Source organism: Streptomyces sp. NPDC043812, from assembly GCF_056436245.1.
In genome coordinates, this window is sequence record NZ_JBWKCY010000019.1 from 119,844 (window position 1) to 135,531 (window position 15,688).

Sequence of the window (15,688 nt, forward strand, 5' to 3'; positions counted from 1 at the left end):
GGCGAACGTGGAAAGCGGGGACGAGAGATGACCGAGCCGAATCCGTACCGGGACGGCGAGCCCGAGTACCAGTGGGGGCCCACGCAGCCGCCGGGGACTCCGGCGTACGGCTACCCCAACGCAGCCCCGGGCTACGGCTATCCGCACGATGCGACGCCTGCCTACGCACAGACTCAGCCCGCCGGAGTGCCGGTGCCCGCAGGTGTGCCGGCGGTGCCCGCGCCGGCCGGCGGCCAGCCGCTGGTGTCGATCGGTGACATCACCGTCATGGGCGACTCGATCGTGACACCCGCGGGCACGCTGCCGCTGCGCGGCGCTGTGTGGAACGCGACGGACATGTCCCGCACCGAGGAGAAGATCCCGACGCACGCGGTCGTCCTCGCGATCGTCTTCTTCCTCTTCTGCCTGCTGGGCCTGTTCTTCCTTCTGATGAAGGAGAAGACGACGACCGGCTTCATCCAGGTCACGGTCACCAGCGGCGGCAAGCACCACTCGACGATGATCGCGGCCCAGAGCCCTCAGACCTTCCAGATGGTGATGGGGCAGATCAACTACGCGCGCTCGCTGAGCAGCATGTAGCCACGGTCGTCACAGCTCCAGCGCGCGGCGGATCTGCTTCTGGGTCGCCCTGTCGCCGACGCGGTCGGCGAGCCCGAGCAGCTCCGCGCGCCCGGCGCCGCCGTCCAGGCGGGCCAGGGCCCGTATCGCCGTCCCGGTGACGCCCGTGCGGACCGGCGGCCCTTCGACCAGGCCACCGAGGACACGGACGGTCTCCGGGTGCGGCGGCAGCAGGGACAGCAGCAGCGCCAGACCGCGTATCGCGTCCACGTCGCAAGGGTCGTAGCCGCCGTCCGGCGCCCGGCCCCCATGGGCGGCCAGCGCCGCCCACGGGGTGACGGTGCGGCGGACGGTTTCGGGGTCGGTGCCCTCCAGAATCGCTCTCGCCGAGGCGTCCCAGCGCTTGGTGGGGGCAGCGGGTGCGCTGCGCAGATGGGCGACCAGGGCGGGCCACGGGCCGCCGAGCGCGGGCAGCTCGGCGAGAATCCGGTCGGCCCACGGCTCGCCCGGGTTGAGCAGGGGCAGCGGTATCCGTTCGAGCACCATGGCAGCCCAGTCGTTGGCCGCGGCTGCCGATCGGCGCAGCAGGCCGACGACTTCGGGCGACAGGACGCGCCCGGCGTCCAGTACGGCCTCGGCCACGGTGGGCAGTTCGTCGCTCATGCCGGCGGCGTACCACTGCTGCGCCCTGTGCTCCAGCATGGCGGTCCACTCGTCGCACCACGTCTCGCGCACGAAGCCGCGCGAGATCGTCGCGAGCAGCACCAGGCACTGCTCGCGCAGGTGCGGAAGGCAGCCGGGGACGTCCATGGCCTCGACAAGGGCGTCCGCGAACGACGCGCGCCGTGCCTCGGGCATGGCGCGCAGCCGGGACACTGCTCCGTGTCCCTCGAAGCCGTTGGCGTAGAGCAAGTGGGCGACCAGCTCCTCGACTTCGCCGTCCGCGGCGAGCCGCCCGACGAAGTCGATCCGGTCCCCCTCCTCCCACGGCGACAGGTGGCTCGTCGGCGTCGTCACAGCTGACTCACGATCGTCGGGTCGGTGATCTCCGTGTCGCGGGCGAGCAGCATCGCCTTGCTGAGGATCACACCGAGCATCCGGTCGCCCTCAAAGGGCAGACAGCCGGCGTCGACGGACGTGCCGCCGGCCCGGGGGACGATACACAGATACCGCTCGTGCGGATCGACGAGGATGTTTCCCGAGCCGAGATGGATGCGGTACGTGTGGCGGTCGCCCCGGACGCGGAGGAATCTGCCGTCCACTTCGCACCGGTCGGAGATCTCAAGCCGGGGCACCAGGCGGGTCAGCAGATCCCGGCGGGTCGTGGCCGTCCCGGACAGCTCACCGAAGCCGTACGACGTCCAGTAGTCGCGGTGCCGGCCGCCCGGGCCGCCGTCCTGCCAGGTGGGGTCGTTGCCGACGGATGCCACGCCGACGAACAGGTCGACATCGCGCAGGACTTCGGACAGCACCAGCTCCGGGATCTCCGCGAGCGGGACCGGGCCGGACGGCAACGCCCCGCGGAAGCGGCTGCGGTCGGTGCGGTACTCGCCGCCGCCTGCATGCGCCCAGTTGGGCGGGGCATCCAGCCGGTGGAAGCGGACCTGGTCGGTGGAGATCCGCGTGTATGCGCCGGAGTCGGTGAGGTCGCCGTCCTCCGGGCCGCCGATCCCCTCGATCCAGTACTCCGCCCGCATGCCCCACTGCGGCAGCTCCCGGAAGGCGGGCGGGTAGCTGTCGTCGACGCACAGGCGCAGCCTGGCCGTCCAGCCCCGTACCGCGGCAAGCGCGTTGAACTGGTGCTGACGCAGGACGTGTCCGGCGAAGCGGTTGGAGTACGTCGCGGTGGTGCGCTCCGCGTCGGTGAGCGGATACACCTCGCGATGCGCCTGCTTGAACGGCTGCGTGACCTGCTTCGACTCGAGCCACTCGCGCCACGCGGCGATCTCGGCGGCGGGGCGGCCGACGGGATGCCACAGCTCGATGCGCGCGGTCTTCGAGGCGCACACCGGGTCGCCCTGGAGGGTGCGCAGATCGGTGCCGTCGAAGGCGACCGGTGTGCTGCCGCCGACGAGCCAGATGAGGCGCCGGGCGAGTGTGCCGACGAGCGGGTGGTCGAGGTACCGCTCGCGCCAGGTCCAAAAGTCCCAGTCGCGACGGGCCAGGAACTGCCGGTCGAGCCGCTCCGACTGTGCCGTGAGCATCCTGTCGATGTCCTTGGCCGCGGCACGCAGACCCTTGACCTCGTCCGGGAAGTCACGCCGGACAGCGGCCGGGACGGACTTGACCGTCCGGCCGGCGGCCGTGCGCCAGGACAGGACAGTCCTGCCGCTGTGCACCTCCAGCACCGCGGTGGTGTCGCCCAGTTGCTGCTCGCTGCGGCCCACAGTGGTCAGGCCGTAGGCGGGGACGGCCAGTTCCTCGATGTCCTCGCGTGTGATCCCCGCGGCCTCGGCCCGGGCGTCCAACGCGGCGCCGAGCTGCTTGAGCGTGCCCTTGTAGGTGACCTGGGCGGACAGCCGGGCGAGTTCGGCGAGCGCCGCGTCGCCCTCGGCACGGGCGAGCGCGACGACAGCGGCGTTGGCGATCTTCGGGGAGCGCGGTCCCGTGCCGGGGACCTTGCGCAGCGAGGTCCCGACGAGTGCACCGAGTGCGCGGGCGACGTCGGGTGAGGCGGGCAGCAGGGCGGCGAGCCAGGCCGCACCGCGCAGCGCGTCGGCGTTGAACGGGTCGTTCAGGCTGTTGTGGTCGCTCCAGCCGGGCGGCACGTGCAGCGGGAGGGTGCGTGGCCGGCCGACGAGACTCAGCCAGCCCAGGACGGCGTCGTGGACCTTGCCGGGCCCGATCCGGTCGATCAGTCCTGCCGCGGCGCGCTCCCACTTCGCGGTGGGCTTGGCCGATGTCGCCGCACGCAGCTGCCGCAGCAACGCCCGCCCGTCGTCCCCGAACCGCTCGGCGTCGGCGAGCGCCTGGTCCGCCCATGCCTCGCCGGGGTTGAGCAGGGGGTCCTCGATGCCGGCGATCAGCGCGGACAGCTCCGTCGAGTACGCGTAGGTGTCCAGCATCGTGCGCCGGACGAGGGCGACGAACGGGCCGGGCAACTGCCCACCGGCGGCCTGCTCCTCGCGGATGAGGGTGATCAACTCACCGTACGTGTGCTGTGAGTAGGCGGTGCCCAGCTCCTCCATGCGGCACCGGCGCGCCTGCTGTGCACGGCTCATCGTCAGCCACCCACGAGTGGAACGAGCGCGAGGAAGGTGACCTCGGTGTCCGCCGAAATGTCGAGCCGGTCGTCCAGGTCCGTGATCTGACGGTCACCGACCAGCACGAGGAAGCGGCCGCGGCCGAACGCCTCGACGGCGCGGTCGCAGGCCGGGCCGTCGTCCTGACCGGCCGCGGCGGCCTCCTCGGCCGCCCGGCGGCGGATCAGGTCGCGCAGCGCGATGCGGTCTTCCGCTATCTCGAGTCCGAGGGCGTCCCGGCGTGCCCCCGATGTCGTCTCGTCGACGATGGTCACCTGTGCCATGCCCGAACAGTATGGCCGGGCACTGACATTCAGGCCGGGCGGGGAGTGTCCAGCGGAGAGACGGGCCTTTCGAAGAACGTCTCCAGCGAGACGGTCGCCTGCGTGCCGCTGACGCCCTCGATCGCGTACAGCCGCCGCAGCACGTCCTGCAGTTGCTCGGTGGTGGCCGTGCGCACCTTCACGAGGACCGAGGCACTGCCCGCGATGACATGGGCCTCCTGGATCTCGGGGATCGCGGCGAACGCCTGTGCCGAATCCCCCATCCAGGCCGAGGAGTCGACCATGACGAAGGCGAGCACTCCGCGGCCGAGGGCGGCAGGGTCGACGTCCACGGTCGTCCGCCTGATGACGCCCCGCTCACGCAGTTTGCGTACCCGCTCGTGCGCGGCGCCGGCCGACAGGCCGACGGCCTTGCCGAGCACGGCGTAGGCCTGCGTGGCGTCCTGCTGGAGCTGGGCGACGAGCTCCCGGTCGATGTCATCCACGCTTGCGACCATACCCCATCCTGCTGTAGTCATAAGTGACCGAATACAGTTCGGCATTGACGCTGGAGGGCTACACGATGTCCACCATTACCCGTTCCTCGATATACGAGATCCTGGACGATCGCTTCCGCACCGGACGCTGCGCCAACGGCGACGAACAACTGGAGCAGCTGCACCGTGGCTGCCGCTGGGCGGAGGGGCCGGTCTATCTCCCTGCCTGGCGCCAGCTGATCTGGAGCGACATCCCCAACGACCGCATGCTGCGCTGGGACGAACAGACCGGCGCCGTCGGGCTCTTCCGCTCCCCCGCCGGCCACAGCAACGGCAACACCCTCGACCGCGAGGGCCGGCTGATCTCGTGCGAGCAGGGCAACCGCCGCGTCACCCGCACCGAGCCGGACGGCACCGTCACCGTCCTCGCCGACCGTTTCGAGGGACGCCGCTTCAACAGCCCGAACGACGCGGTCGTGCACTCCGACGGCTCGATCTGGTTCTCGGATCCCACGTTCGGCATCACCAGCGACTACGAGGGTCACCGCGCCGAGCCGGAGATCGGCGGTTGTCACGTCTACCGGATCGACCCCGCGACCGGCGCCGTACGGATGGCCGCCGACGGCTTCGGCGGCCCCAACGGCCTCGTGTTCTCCCCCGACGAGTCGCAGCTGTACGTCTCGGACACGACCGCGGGCCACATCCGCGTCTTCGACGTCCGCGACGACGGCACGCTGAGCGACGGAAAGGTGTTCGCCGAGGCGCCGGGCGGCGACGCCCGTTTCGACAACATCCGCTTCGACGACGGCGGTCGGCTGTGGGTCGCGGCGATGTACGGCGGCATCCACTGCTACGACCCCGACGGCACCCTCATCGGCCGCATCCTCGTCCCCGAGGCCGTTTCCAACATCGCCTTCGGCGGGCAGAAGAACAACCGCCTGTTCGTCACGGCGACGACTTCGCTGTACTCGTTGATCCTCGGCGTGACAGGCGCCCCACGGATCCGCCGCGTCTGATCGGGCACGCCTGATCGGATGTGCCTGACCGGACACGCCCGGTCAGGCACATCCGGTCGAGCAGGTCCGGTCGGGCGGCGGCTTCAGGCGACGGGGAGTTCCTGGCCGGCCAGGAACCCGGCCAGCAGGGCGGTGGTCTCGGCAGGCCGCTCCAGGCCCGGGAGATGACCGGCCCAGGGCAGTTCCAGATGGCGGGCGTTCGGCAGCAGAGCCGTGATGCGGGCGGCCGCCTGACGGAAGTCCGGCAGGTCATGGGCGCCGGAGACGGCGAGGCAGGGCGCCTCGACCTTCGCGAAGTCCGGCAGTTCGGTGCACTTCTGCCCGGACACGTACGTGGCGCCCTCGTTCTCCACGGCCTTCTCCGCCGCCGTCTGCACCTCGAAGGCATGCAGCTGCATCCTGTACACGGTTTCCCTGGCCGTCTCGTCTGCATCCGGGCCGAGCCAGGTGGCGACGTTCAGCGCGGCCGCAGCCGCCAGGTCGTCCGCCTCGAACAGCGCGTTCTCCTCCTCGTCGAAGACGCCCAGTTCGGGGCTCTGCTCCTGCCCGGGCAGCGGTGCGGCGCACAGCAGCGCCAAGGCGGACACCCGCTCCGGGCTGCGCGCGGCGGCAAGCAGCGCGACCCGGCCGCCGAACGAGGACCCGATCAGGGCCGCACGGTCGATGCCGAGCGCGTCCATCAGACCGAGGACGTCCTCGGCATCCGAGTAGGAGCGCTCGGCGACGGGTGTGTCGCCGTACCCCCTGAAGTCGCAGCGCACGACGCGGTGTCCGGCGTCGGCCAGCGCATGGAACTGGGCGTCCCACATCCTGCGGTCGCACACGGAGGAGTGGAGCAGGACAACTGCGGGACCTTCACCGGCCACGTCACGGGAGAGCGTCATCCGGCCGAGGTTACGTCCTGCCCGCCTGCCGCACCGTCCCTTTTCCGCACACCAGGCGCGGCAGCTCCCACCCATGACTTGAACATGTTCAAAGAGAGGTCTACAGTCCATGACAACAGCTTTTGAACATGTTCAAGAGAGGAGTGGGGCATGGACCTCACCGTTGTCGCGTACATCGTCTACCTGCTGATCAGCGTGGCACTCACGGTCTGGGTGGCCCGCACGCTCAGCCGCAACGGCCGGATCTTCCTCGCCGATGTGCTGCAGGGGAACGAAAAGCTCGCCGATGCCGTCAACCACCTGCTGGTCGTCGGCTTCTACCTGGTCAACCTCGGGTTCGTCGCCCTCTACCTGAAGGCCGCCGACGCCGTCACCGACGCCCGCGGGCTCTTCGAGGCGCTGTCGGTGAAGATCGGTGTCGTCCTGCTGGTCCTCGGTGTGATGCACCTCGGCAACGTCTACGTCCTCAACAAGATCCGCCGGCGCGGGGTCATGGAGCGCGAGCAGACCCCGCCCGTGGGACCGCAGGGCTGGACGAAGCAGACGCCGGCCGGTCCCTGGACCGCGCCCTCCGCCGGCCCCGCCGGGGCGTGACGGCGATGCGCACCCCGGTCCGGGCACTGACCGTCCTGTACGACGCGAACTGCTCCCTCTGCGTCCATCTGCGCAGCTGGCTCGTGCGGCAGCCACAGCTCGTACCGCTGCGGATGGTGCCCGCCGGGTCCGCCGAGGCCCGCCGGCGGTACCCGGAACTCGACCACACCCGGACGCTGCGGGAGATCACGGTGGTCGGCGACCGGGGCCAGCTCTACACAGGACAGGCGGCCTGGATCGTCTGCCTGTGGGCGCTGACCGAGTACCGGCCCAGGGCCCACTGGCTGGCGACTCCGGCGGGCGCACCGTTCATCCGCGTCACGATGCTCGCGGCGGCCAAGTACCGGGAGGCGGTCGCCGGAGGGACGGGCACCGCGCCCTGCGACGAGCAGTGCGCGGCTCCCCGTTAGGCTCGGTCACCGTGACTGAAGAGAACGCCCCCGCCGACACGAAGGCCCCCAAGAGCGAGCAGACCCGCACGCTGATCCTGGAGACCGCGCTCCGGCTCTTCCAGGAGCGCGGCTACGACAAGACGACGATGCGGGCCATCGCCAAGGAGGCCGGGGTCTCGGTAGGGAACGCGTACTACTACTTCGGCTCCAAGGAACATCTCGTCCAGGGCTTCTACGACCGGATCGCCGCCGAGCACAGGGCGGCGGTCCGGCCCGTGCTGGACAAGGAGACCGATCTCGAGGCGCGGTTGGCCGGGGTACTGACGGCCTGGCTGGACATCGCGGCGCCGTACCACGAGTTCGCCGCCCAGTTCTTCAAGAACGCGGCCGACCCCGAGAGCCCGCTCAGCCCCTTCTCCCCCGAGTCGGAGCATGCCCGCGAGGCGGCCATCGACGTCCACCGCGAGGTGCTTACGGGATCCAAGGCGAAGGTCGCGGAGGAACTGCGGGACATACTGCCGGAGTTGATGTGGCTCTCGCAGATGGGGCTCGTCCTGTACTGGGTTTTCGACCGCTCCGAGGGCAGCGAGCGCAGCAGGAGGCTCGCCGAGCGCGGCGCCCGGCTGACCAGCCGCGGTGTGGCTCTGAGCCGCTTCCGGGTGCTGCGGCCGCTGGTGCGCGAAGTGCACGAGCTGTTCACGGACTTCCTGCCCGGGATGGCGCAGAGCGTCGCCGCCCGCAAGACCGGCGGCAAGGGCGACAGCGCCTGACGCACCCACCGGGTCGAGGGACGCGACGACGTCACGCGGCCCGGGGGCACGCTCGACCGGCCTATGCCTGGCGGGACACGAGCTGCACGACGGTGATGTCGGACGACGCCCCGACCCGCACCGGCGGCCCCCACGCACCGGCCCCGCGGGTCACGTACAGCTGGGTGTCGCCGTAGCGTTCGAGCCCGGCCACGGTGGGATTGGCCAGTTCCGCAAGGTAGTTGCCCGGCCAGAGCTGGCCGCCGTGGGTGTGCCCGGACAGCTGAAGATCCACGCCCTGGTCCACAGCGTCGTGGATGACGACCGGCTGGTGTGCGAGCAGCACGGCGGCACGGGACCGGTCGCGGTCACCGAGCGCCTTCACGAAGTCGGGCCCGTGGCCCTCGTTCTCACCGGCGACGTCGTCCACCCCGGCGAGGTCGAACCCGCCCGCGATCTCGGTGCGTTCGTTGCGCAACGGCCGCAGCCCCAGCTCGCGGACGTGGTCCACCCACTCTTCCGCCCCGGAGAAGTACTCGTGGTTGCCGGTCACGAAGAACGCCCCGTGGCGGGAGCGGAGCTGCGCGAGCGGCTCGGCGGCGGCGCCGAGATCGGCGACGCTGCCGTCGACGAGATCGCCGACGACGGCGACGAGGTCGGGCTGCGTCGCGTTGATCGTGTCGACGATCCGCCGGGTGTGGGCGCGGCCCAGGATGGGCCCGAGGTGGATGTCACTGACAACGGCGATGCGGTAGCCGTGCGCGGCGCGGGGCAGCTTGGCGAGCGGAACGGTGACGCGCTTGACGCGCGGCCCGCGCAGAACCCCGTACGTGCCGTACCCGACGGTCCCGAGGGCGGCGGCGGCAGCGGTGCCGCCGACGATGCGTGACACGAACAACCGCCGCGAGGGGCCCGCGGGCGGGCCGCCGGTGGCGAGGGAGGCCCCGTCCGTGCCGGCGTCGCCGTCCCCGCCGCCGGATGTTCCGGATACCGCACCGGGGCCGGCCGGCTGCCCCACGGGAGCGGCGTCGACCGCGGTCGCGACGCCGGTGGTCGCCGCCTCGTGCACGGCCGCGCCGGTCCCCAGCAGGCCGGCGGCCGTGACGGTTCCGCCTCCGGCCGCGCTCGGCACGTCGGCGGCGGGCGCCGACGGGGCCGGGCCCACGGCCCGGGAGTCGGGTGCGGTCGCGGCCCGGCGCTCCAGTGCCCTGCGCAGCAGGGGGCGTACCGCCTCGCCCACCACCAGGGCGAGCACCAGGTAGAGCAGGACCGCGAGCCACAGGTAGCCCGGCCACGCAAGAATCCGTTCCAGCCAGAACGGCGCGCCTGCGCGGCCCGACGCCAGCGCACCGAAGGACAGCAACGGCAACACCCAGACGGCCGCGGTACCGAGGCGGCGGGCGGTTCCGCCGGGCACGGTTGTGTCGCGGACAAGCCTGCGCCACACGTACCAATGCACCCCGGCGAGCAGGGCAACGACCAGAATGATCACGAGCACGACGACAGCCACCATGGACGGTTCCCTCACCCCTTACATGCGCTCGCGGCGCAATGCGCGCAGCCCGCGCAACCCGATGGCTCCGATGACCGTCCCCAGAACAAAGGACGTAATGGCGAGCAGCAGATGGACCCAGAAGTACCCTGTCGGGTCGCCCGCGTCGTCGAAGGCGAGCCCGCTGCCGTCCTGCCACAGGTTTTTGACGAAAGTGATCCAGATGAACCAGCTCCACACCCCGAACGCGAGCAGGAACCAGGACACGGGGCGGCTGAGCTTCATGACTCAAGTATCGCCGGTGTCCCCCGTCCGGGTTCTCCGGGGTGGGCTGTCACGGGGGCCCTTGCGGCGGGTCACCGGTGCGATCTCCATATTTTCAGCAACTCCCTGTACGTTCTCGTCCGTGTCTGCTTTGAAACCCGCCGTGCGAAGGGCCGTGCCCGCGGTCCTCGCCGCTGCGCTGCTGCCTGCCCTGACCGCCGCACCCGCGTTCGGGGCCACGCACGACGACAAGCCGGGGAAGAAGCAGCCGAAGCCCCCGGCCATCATGTCGACGGTCGGCGGCGCCCAACTGGGCAAGCCCGGCACACAGGTCAGCCTCGGCGCGGGCGCCCCGGTGCTGCCGAAGGAGGTCAGCGGCCGGTCGTGGATCGTCGCGGACGCGGAGAGCGGCGACGTGCTCGCCGCCCACAACGCGCACTGGCGGCTGCCGCCGGCCTCGACGATGAAGATGCTGTTCGCGGACACACTCCTGCCCCGGATGGCGAAGGACACCGAGCACGAGGTGACCGACGAGGAGCTCGCGGGAGTCGGCGCGGGCAGCAGCCTCGTCGGGGTCAAGGAGGACCAGACGTACACGGTCCACGACCTGTGGCTCGGTGTGTTCCTCCGCTCCGGCAACGATGCCGTTCATGTGCTGTCGCACATGAACGGCGGTATCGACCGGACCGTCGAGGACATGCAGGCGCACGCCGACGAGCTACAGGCCCTGGACACGGAGGTCGTCTCCCCCGACGGTTACGACGAGCCGGGCCAGGTGTCGTCCGCGTACGACCTCACCCTCATCGCCCGCAGCGGTATGCAGAAGAAGGACTTCCGCGAGTACTGCTCGACCGTGAGCGCCGACTTCCCCGGCGAGCAGAAGGAGGGCAAGCGCGAAACGTTCGCCATCCAGAACACCAACCGCCTGCTCACCGGGGAGAACGGCGTCACCCCCTACAAGGGCATCGCGGGTGTGAAGAACGGCAACACCACCCATGCCGGATCCACGTTCACCGGCGTCGCCGAACGCGACGGCAAGGTGCTCCTCGTGACGGTCATGAACCCCGAGTCGGAGGAGAGCCAGGCCGTCTACAAGGAGGCCGCCCGGCTTCTCGACTGGGGCTTCGCCGCTTCCGGGAAGGTCACCCCGGTCGGCGAACTCGTCGCACCGAAGTCGGCCGCGCAGCAGTCGCCCCGCCCCGAGCCGGCCAAGAACGGCAAGGGGGCGCCCGCGAAGCCCGTCGCCGCCGCGCATCACGGCCCGGGCGGCATCGGCATCGCGCTGGGGATCACGGGCGGCGTGCTCGCGCTGCTGGCCGCGGGTGCGTACCTCGTCAAGCGCCGCTGGCCGCTGCCGGACCGGATGCGGCGTCTTCCGCGTTCCTGACGGGCTCCTCTCCGCTGCTCTGCGTCGCCGTCCAGGCGGCGCAGTACAGCAGCAGTTTGGCCGTGAAGTTGATCCACAGCATGAGGGCGATCGGCACGCCGAACGCCCCGTACATGCTGCGGGTCGCGACGCCGCTCATATAGCCGCCGAGCAGCAGCTTGAGCAGTTCGAAACCGACCGCGCCGATCAGCGCCGCGACGATCAGCCGACGGCGCGGCGGCTGGACGCCCGGCAGCAGCGTCAGCACGTACAACAGGATCAGGAAGTCGGCGAGCACCGCGATCGCGAGTCCCGCGGTCTGCAGCAGCACACCGGCGGCCCCGTCCCTGTCCAGGCCCAGCCGGTCGGCACTCCAGCCGACCGCGGTGGAGCCCAGCGCGGACGCGGCGAACGAGGCGATGCCGATACAGCCGAGCCCGGCCAGCACGCCCGCGTCCTTGGCCTTGCGGATCAGCGGGTTGCCCTCGTCCTCGTCGTCGAGCTCCCACACCGCCCGCAGACAGTCCCGCATCGAACCGACCCAGCTGATGCCGGTGACCAGCAGCAGCGCACCGGCGACCGCACCCACCGTGCCCGCGTTGGCGACCAGACTGTCGATGTCGAGCTGGTCCGAGATGCCGGGCACCTGGTCGGAGAGCTTGTCCTTCAGCTTGTCCACGGCTTCCTGGTCGAGCAGCGCGGCGGCGATCGCGGCGGCCACCGTGATCAGCGGGAAGAGCGCGAGGAAGCTGAGGAAGGTGATGGCGGCCGCCAGGCGCGACCAGTGCACCCGCTCGAGGGTCTCGTAACTGCGCCAGGCATGCGTGCGCATCAGCCGGGCGACGAGCGGGCCGACGACGGGGAGCTTGATCAGCCAGTCCATGGACTACGCCTACCCGGCCACGCGCCGCCTGCGCCCACGACCCGCCGGAGAGGGTGCCCGAACGAAGGTGTCAGAGCGTCGTGGCGTGCTCGTCGACGGGCGAACCCTGCGCGGGAACGCCCGGGATGCCGCCGCCGAACGCGAACGTGCTGAGCTTGCGCCACACCCCGTCCGCGCCCTGCTCGTACAGCGCGAAGGAGGCGCACGTCCACTGCGCTGCGTAGTCCGACAGCTCCTCGTACGCCCGGTCCATCGCCTCCTCGGAGATGCCGTGGGCGACGGTGACGTGCGGGTGGTACGGGAACTGCAGTTCGCGCACGAGAGGCCCGGAGGCGTCCCGCACCCGCTTCTGCAGCCAAGTGCACGCGGAGCCGCCCTCGACGACCTGGACGAAGACGACGGGCGACAGCGGGCGGAAGGTGCCGGTGCCGGACAGACGCATCCGGAACGGCCGCCCGGCCGCGGCGACGGCCGCGAGGTGCGCCTCCACCGCGGGGAGAGCGGCGGAGTCGACCTCGGTGGGCGGCAGCAGGGTGACGTGGGTCGGAATGCCGTGCGCGGCGGGATCCCCGAAGCCCGCGCGCCGCTCCTGGAGCAGGCTGCCGTAGGGCTCCGGGACCGCGATCGAAACGCCGAGCGTTACGGTCCCCACGTCGTTCTCCTCAGTCTCCGTCACGGCAGCGGGTGCGGCCGTGTGCAAGCGGTCCCGGTGGACAGCTCTCTCGCTGCACCGCGGTGCAGGGTGTGCAGTCGCCAGTGTGGCGGCTGTACCGGCGGTTCGGCCAGAGTCCTTGGACACAGGTCCTTCGACTCTGTGCCCTCGGTGTCCGGCGTCAGTGCTTGGCGGGGATGAATCCGACCTTTTCGTAGGCGTCTGCCAGCGTCTCCGCGGCCACGGCACGGGCCTTTTCCGCGCCCTTGGCCAGGATCGAGTCCAGCGTCTCGGTGTCGTCCAGATATTCCTGCGTACGGGTGCGGAACGGTGTGACGAATTCGACCATCACCTCCGCGAGGTCGGTCTTGAGCGCACCGTAACCCTTGCCCTCGTACTGCCGCTCCAGATCGGCGATCGCCGTACCCGTGAGGGTGGAGTAGACGGTGAGCAGGTTGCTGACGCCCGGCTTCTCCACCGTGTCGTAGCGGATCACCGTGTCGGTGTCGGTGACGGCGCTCCTGACCTTCTTGGCGGTGGCCTTCGGCTCGTCGAGCAGGTTGATCAGGCCCTTCGGCGTGGACGCCGACTTGCTCATCTTGATCGACGGGTCCTGGAGGTCGTAGATCTTCGCCGTCTCCTTGAGGATGTGCGGCTTGGGGATCGTGAACGTCTCGCCGAAGCGGCCGTTGAAACGCTCGGCCAGGTCGCGGGTCAGCTCGATGTGCTGGCGCTGGTCCTCGCCGACGGGAACTTCGTTTGCCTGGTACAGCAGGATGTCCGCGACCTGCAGGATCGGGTACGTGAACAGTCCGACCGACGCGCGGTCGGAGCCCTGCTTCGCCGACTTGTCCTTGAACTGCGTCATCCGGGACGCCTCGCCGAAGCCCGTGAGGCAGTTCATGATCCAGGCGAGCTGGGCGTGCTCGGGCACATGGCTCTGCACGAACAGCGTGCAGCGCTCCGGGTCCAGACCGGCGGCCAGCAACTGGGCGGCGGCGAGCCGGGTGTTGGCACGCAGCTCCGCAGGGTCCTGCGGAATCGTGATCGCGTGCAGGTCCACCACCATGTAGAACGCGTCGTGGGTCTCCTGCAGGGCCACCCACTGGCGGACCGCGCCGAGATAGTTGCCGAGGTGGAACGAGCCTGCGGTGGGCTGGATTCCGGAGAGCACACGAGGATCAGATGCCATGCTCCTCATTCTCTCAGGTGTGGAACCGATCCCCGGCCGCCGGTGTATCAAAGGCGTGACGACGCGGGAGGGGACCCTGGAGCGGGGTCCGGAGGGGGGCCGCATCACCGTCGACGAGGGCACGGTGATCGCCCGTGTGCGCGCCGGGGAGCCGGAGGCGTACGCGGAGCTGGTCCGTGCCCACACGGCGGTGGCACTGCGGGCTGCGGTGGCGTTCGGGGCCGGCGCGGACGCGGAGGACGTGGTGCAGACCGCGTTCCTCAAGGCGTATCAGGCGCTGGGCCGGTTCCGGGACGGCGAGAGATTCCGGCCGTGGCTGCTCCGGATCGTCGCCAATGAGACGAGGAACACAGTGCGCAGCGCGGTGCGGGCCCGGGCGGTGGCGGGGCGGGAGGCGCTGCTGCTCCGCGGCGAGCCGCGGATACCGGATTCGGCGGACCCGGCGGTGGCCGCCCTGGCCGGGGAGCGGCGTGGGCTGCTGCTGGCCGCGCTGGAGGGGCTGAGCGAGGAGCAGCGACAGGTCGTCACGTACCGCTATCTGCTGGAGATGGACGAGGCGGAGACGGCCGAGGCGATCGGCTGCCCGCGCGGCACGGTCAAGTCCCGGCTGAACAGGGCCCTGGCCAAGATGGGCCGGCTCCTGGGAGTGACGGAGGGCGTGGAAGGAGGTGGGGAGCATGGCTGACGACGAGCGTGGCGAGGAGCCTGCCGAGGGTGCCGCGCCCGAGGACGGCATGGCGCAGGAGCTGCGGCTGCTGGGGCGCGGGCTGCGGGTGCCCGACGTCGACGGCGAGACGATGGCCGAGCGGGTGCTGGCCCGGCTCCTCGCCGAATCGGCGGGCGCGCCTGCGCCGCTCCCGGCCCCTTCTCCGGGGCGGGTGCGCAGGGCCGTGCGCCGGCTGCGCCGGCGGTGGCGTGCGGTGTCGGTGGGCCTGTCCGGGGTGCTGGTGGTCCTGGTGCTGACGCCGCCGGTGCGGGCGGCGGTGGCGGACTGGTTCGGCTTCGGCGGGGTCGAGGTGCGCTACGACCCGGCAGCGCCGCACCGGCCGGGAGCCCCTGTGCCGTGGTGCGAAGGCCCTGCCGGGAGCTCGGCGCTCGCGGACGCCGCACGGCGGGCGGGCTTCGCGGCACGGGTGCCGGACGCGCTCGGTGTGCCGGACGGGGTCCAGGTGACGGAAGGGCCGGCGGGGCGGACGGTGCTGAGCCTGTGCTGGCGGGAGGCGGGCGGGACGGTCCGGCTGGACGAGTTCCCGGCGAAGCTGGACCTCGGCATCGCCAAGACGTCCCGGCTCATGCCCCAGTGGCTGACGCTGGGCGGCGAGGGCTCGGCGGGGACGGGGCTGTGGTTCGAGGAGCCGCATGCGCTGCGGTTCGGGATGACCGACGCCAGGGGCGAGACCTGGATGCGCTCCGAGCGCACGGCCGGCCCGACGCTGCTGTGGATGACCCCGGACGAGGGCACGACGCTGCGTCTGGAGGGCGTGGCGGACGTGCAGCGCGCAAAGAAGATCGCCGAGTCGACGGGCTGAGGAGACTGCGCGGAGAGACCGCGCGGAGAAGCCGCGCGGAGAAACTTCGCGGCGAAATCTCGCGGAGAAATGCCGGCCCGAGGGGGAACCTGCGGCGGGTGGGCGGTGTACCAGA

The 15,688-nt window shown here is 71.1% G+C and carries 18 protein-coding genes; 8 read left to right on the top strand and 10 right to left on the bottom strand.

From position 1 onward, the window contains the following. Positions 1-27: 27 nt before the first annotated feature. Positions 28-579, top strand: a complete 552-nt coding sequence (locus AC067Z_RS26600) for a hypothetical protein (protein ID WP_478792126.1) — start codon at positions 28-30, stop codon at positions 577-579. A gap of 9 nt (positions 580-588) precedes the next feature. On the opposite strand, the gene AC067Z_RS26605 is transcribed toward AC067Z_RS26600, so the two are convergent. The 4 genes from AC067Z_RS26605 to AC067Z_RS26620 are packed head-to-tail and all read right to left on the bottom strand — an operon-like array spanning position 589 to position 4,569. Beyond that, positions 589-1,575 carry a hypothetical protein gene (locus tag AC067Z_RS26605; RefSeq protein WP_478792127.1) on the bottom strand — a complete coding sequence of 329 codons (987 nt, stop codon included), beginning with the start codon at positions 1,573-1,575 and terminating at the stop codon, positions 589-591. After that, the gene (locus AC067Z_RS26610) at positions 1,572-3,779 is read right to left on the bottom strand and encodes a DUF4132 domain-containing protein (RefSeq protein WP_478792128.1); all 2,208 of its coding nucleotides are present in this window, start codon (positions 3,777-3,779) and stop codon (positions 1,572-1,574) included. The genes AC067Z_RS26605 and AC067Z_RS26610 overlap by 4 nt, the downstream gene beginning before the upstream one ends. A gap of 2 nt (positions 3,780-3,781) precedes the next feature. Continuing rightward, entirely contained in the window at positions 3,782-4,084 is a 303-nt protein-coding gene (locus AC067Z_RS26615; protein WP_478792129.1) for a hypothetical protein, read from the bottom strand. 29 nt (positions 4,085-4,113) lie between these two features. Further along, the gene (locus AC067Z_RS26620) at positions 4,114-4,569 is read right to left on the bottom strand and encodes an Lrp/AsnC family transcriptional regulator (RefSeq protein ID WP_478792130.1); all 456 of its coding nucleotides are present in this window, start codon (positions 4,567-4,569) and stop codon (positions 4,114-4,116) included. Between the two features lie 77 nt (positions 4,570-4,646). On the opposite strand from AC067Z_RS26620, the gene AC067Z_RS26625 reads away from it, so the two are divergent. Next, positions 4,647-5,576: an SMP-30/gluconolactonase/LRE family protein gene (locus AC067Z_RS26625; RefSeq protein ID WP_478792188.1), complete on the top strand. Its 930-nt coding sequence runs from the start codon at positions 4,647-4,649 to the stop codon at positions 5,574-5,576. 83 nt (positions 5,577-5,659) lie between these two features. Here the strand turns inward: AC067Z_RS26625 and AC067Z_RS26630 are convergent, their stop codons facing one another. Continuing rightward, entirely contained in the window at positions 5,660-6,460 is an 801-nt protein-coding gene (locus AC067Z_RS26630; RefSeq protein ID WP_478792131.1) for an alpha/beta fold hydrolase, read from the bottom strand. Between the two features lie 150 nt (positions 6,461-6,610). Here AC067Z_RS26630 and AC067Z_RS26635 point away from each other — a divergent pair, with 150 nt between their 5' ends. The 3 genes from AC067Z_RS26635 to AC067Z_RS26645 are packed head-to-tail and all read left to right on the top strand — an operon-like array spanning position 6,611 to position 8,216. Next, positions 6,611-7,054 carry a hypothetical protein gene (locus tag AC067Z_RS26635; protein ID WP_478792132.1) on the top strand — a complete coding sequence of 148 codons (444 nt, stop codon included), beginning with the start codon at positions 6,611-6,613 and terminating at the stop codon, positions 7,052-7,054. Positions 7,055-7,059: 5 nt separating this feature from the next. After that, the gene (locus AC067Z_RS26640; protein WP_478792133.1) at positions 7,060-7,464 is read left to right on the top strand and encodes a thiol-disulfide oxidoreductase DCC family protein; all 405 of its coding nucleotides are present in this window, start codon (positions 7,060-7,062) and stop codon (positions 7,462-7,464) included. A gap of 11 nt (positions 7,465-7,475) precedes the next feature. Continuing rightward, positions 7,476-8,216 (top strand): TetR/AcrR family transcriptional regulator, encoded by a 741-nt coding sequence (locus tag AC067Z_RS26645; protein WP_478792134.1) that lies wholly within the window; start codon positions 7,476-7,478, stop codon positions 8,214-8,216. A 61-nt stretch (positions 8,217-8,277) separates the two neighbouring features. Here the strand turns inward: AC067Z_RS26645 and AC067Z_RS26650 are convergent, their stop codons facing one another. Continuing rightward, positions 8,278-9,708 carry a metallophosphoesterase gene (locus AC067Z_RS26650; RefSeq protein WP_478792135.1) on the bottom strand — a complete coding sequence of 477 codons (1,431 nt, stop codon included), beginning with the start codon at positions 9,706-9,708 and terminating at the stop codon, positions 8,278-8,280. 18 nt (positions 9,709-9,726) lie between these two features. Beyond that, positions 9,727-9,972: an SCO4848 family membrane protein gene (locus AC067Z_RS26655; protein ID WP_478792136.1), complete on the bottom strand. Its 246-nt coding sequence runs from the start codon at positions 9,970-9,972 to the stop codon at positions 9,727-9,729. 121 nt (positions 9,973-10,093) lie between these two features. On the opposite strand from AC067Z_RS26655, the gene AC067Z_RS26660 reads away from it, so the two are divergent. Further along, complete coding sequence (locus AC067Z_RS26660; protein ID WP_478792137.1) at positions 10,094-11,338, top strand: D-alanyl-D-alanine carboxypeptidase family protein; 1,245 nt, start codon at positions 10,094-10,096, stop codon at positions 11,336-11,338. Here AC067Z_RS26660 and AC067Z_RS26665 read toward each other — a convergent pair. From AC067Z_RS26665 to trpS, 3 genes are all read right to left on the bottom strand, one after another. Further along, complete coding sequence (locus AC067Z_RS26665) at positions 11,286-12,200, bottom strand: YihY/virulence factor BrkB family protein (protein ID WP_478792138.1); 915 nt, start codon at positions 12,198-12,200, stop codon at positions 11,286-11,288. The genes AC067Z_RS26660 and AC067Z_RS26665 overlap by 53 nt on opposite strands. Positions 12,201-12,270: 70 nt before the next feature. Beyond that, on the bottom strand, positions 12,271-12,852 hold the full coding sequence (locus AC067Z_RS26670) for a 2'-5' RNA ligase family protein (RefSeq protein WP_478792139.1): 582 nt from the start codon (positions 12,850-12,852) through the stop codon (positions 12,271-12,273). 181 nt (positions 12,853-13,033) lie between these two features. Continuing rightward, the gene (gene trpS, locus AC067Z_RS26675) at positions 13,034-14,044 is read right to left on the bottom strand and encodes a tryptophan--tRNA ligase (protein WP_478792140.1); all 1,011 of its coding nucleotides are present in this window, start codon (positions 14,042-14,044) and stop codon (positions 13,034-13,036) included. Here trpS and AC067Z_RS26680 point away from each other — a divergent pair. Next, positions 14,043-14,729: an RNA polymerase sigma factor gene (locus AC067Z_RS26680; protein WP_478792141.1), complete on the top strand. Its 687-nt coding sequence runs from the start codon at positions 14,043-14,045 to the stop codon at positions 14,727-14,729. The genes trpS and AC067Z_RS26680 overlap by 2 nt on opposite strands. Beyond that, a complete protein-coding gene (locus AC067Z_RS26685) occupies positions 14,722-15,573 on the top strand; it encodes a hypothetical protein (RefSeq protein WP_478792142.1) in 852 nt (283 codons plus the stop codon). The genes AC067Z_RS26680 and AC067Z_RS26685 overlap by 8 nt, the downstream gene beginning before the upstream one ends. The last annotated feature ends 115 nt before the right edge of the window (positions 15,574-15,688 follow it).

Coding starts and splice junctions, on each gene's coding strand:
- AC067Z_RS26600 (WP_478792126.1), top strand. CDS start 28: ATGACCGAGCCGAATCCGTACCGGGACGGCGAGCCCGAGTACCAGTGG.
- AC067Z_RS26610 (WP_478792128.1), bottom strand. CDS start 3,779: ATGAGCCGTGCACAGCAGGCGCGCCGGTGCCGCATGGAGGAGCTGGGC.
- AC067Z_RS26615 (WP_478792129.1), bottom strand. CDS start 4,084: ATGGCACAGGTGACCATCGTCGACGAGACGACATCGGGGGCACGCCGG.
- AC067Z_RS26625 (WP_478792188.1), top strand. CDS start 4,647: ATGTCCACCATTACCCGTTCCTCGATATACGAGATCCTGGACGATCGC.
- AC067Z_RS26630 (WP_478792131.1), bottom strand. CDS start 6,460: ATGACGCTCTCCCGTGACGTGGCCGGTGAAGGTCCCGCAGTTGTCCTG.
- AC067Z_RS26635 (WP_478792132.1), top strand. CDS start 6,611: ATGGACCTCACCGTTGTCGCGTACATCGTCTACCTGCTGATCAGCGTG.
- AC067Z_RS26640 (WP_478792133.1), top strand. CDS start 7,060: ATGCGCACCCCGGTCCGGGCACTGACCGTCCTGTACGACGCGAACTGC.
- AC067Z_RS26650 (WP_478792135.1), bottom strand. CDS start 9,708: ATGGTGGCTGTCGTCGTGCTCGTGATCATTCTGGTCGTTGCCCTGCTC.
- AC067Z_RS26655 (WP_478792136.1), bottom strand. CDS start 9,972: ATGAAGCTCAGCCGCCCCGTGTCCTGGTTCCTGCTCGCGTTCGGGGTG.
- AC067Z_RS26665 (WP_478792138.1), bottom strand. CDS start 12,200: ATGGACTGGCTGATCAAGCTCCCCGTCGTCGGCCCGCTCGTCGCCCGG.
- AC067Z_RS26680 (WP_478792141.1), top strand. CDS start 14,043: ATGCTCCTCATTCTCTCAGGTGTGGAACCGATCCCCGGCCGCCGGTGT.
- trpS (WP_478792140.1), bottom strand. CDS start 14,044: ATGGCATCTGATCCTCGTGTGCTCTCCGGAATCCAGCCCACCGCAGGC.
- AC067Z_RS26685 (WP_478792142.1), top strand. CDS start 14,722: ATGGCTGACGACGAGCGTGGCGAGGAGCCTGCCGAGGGTGCCGCGCCC.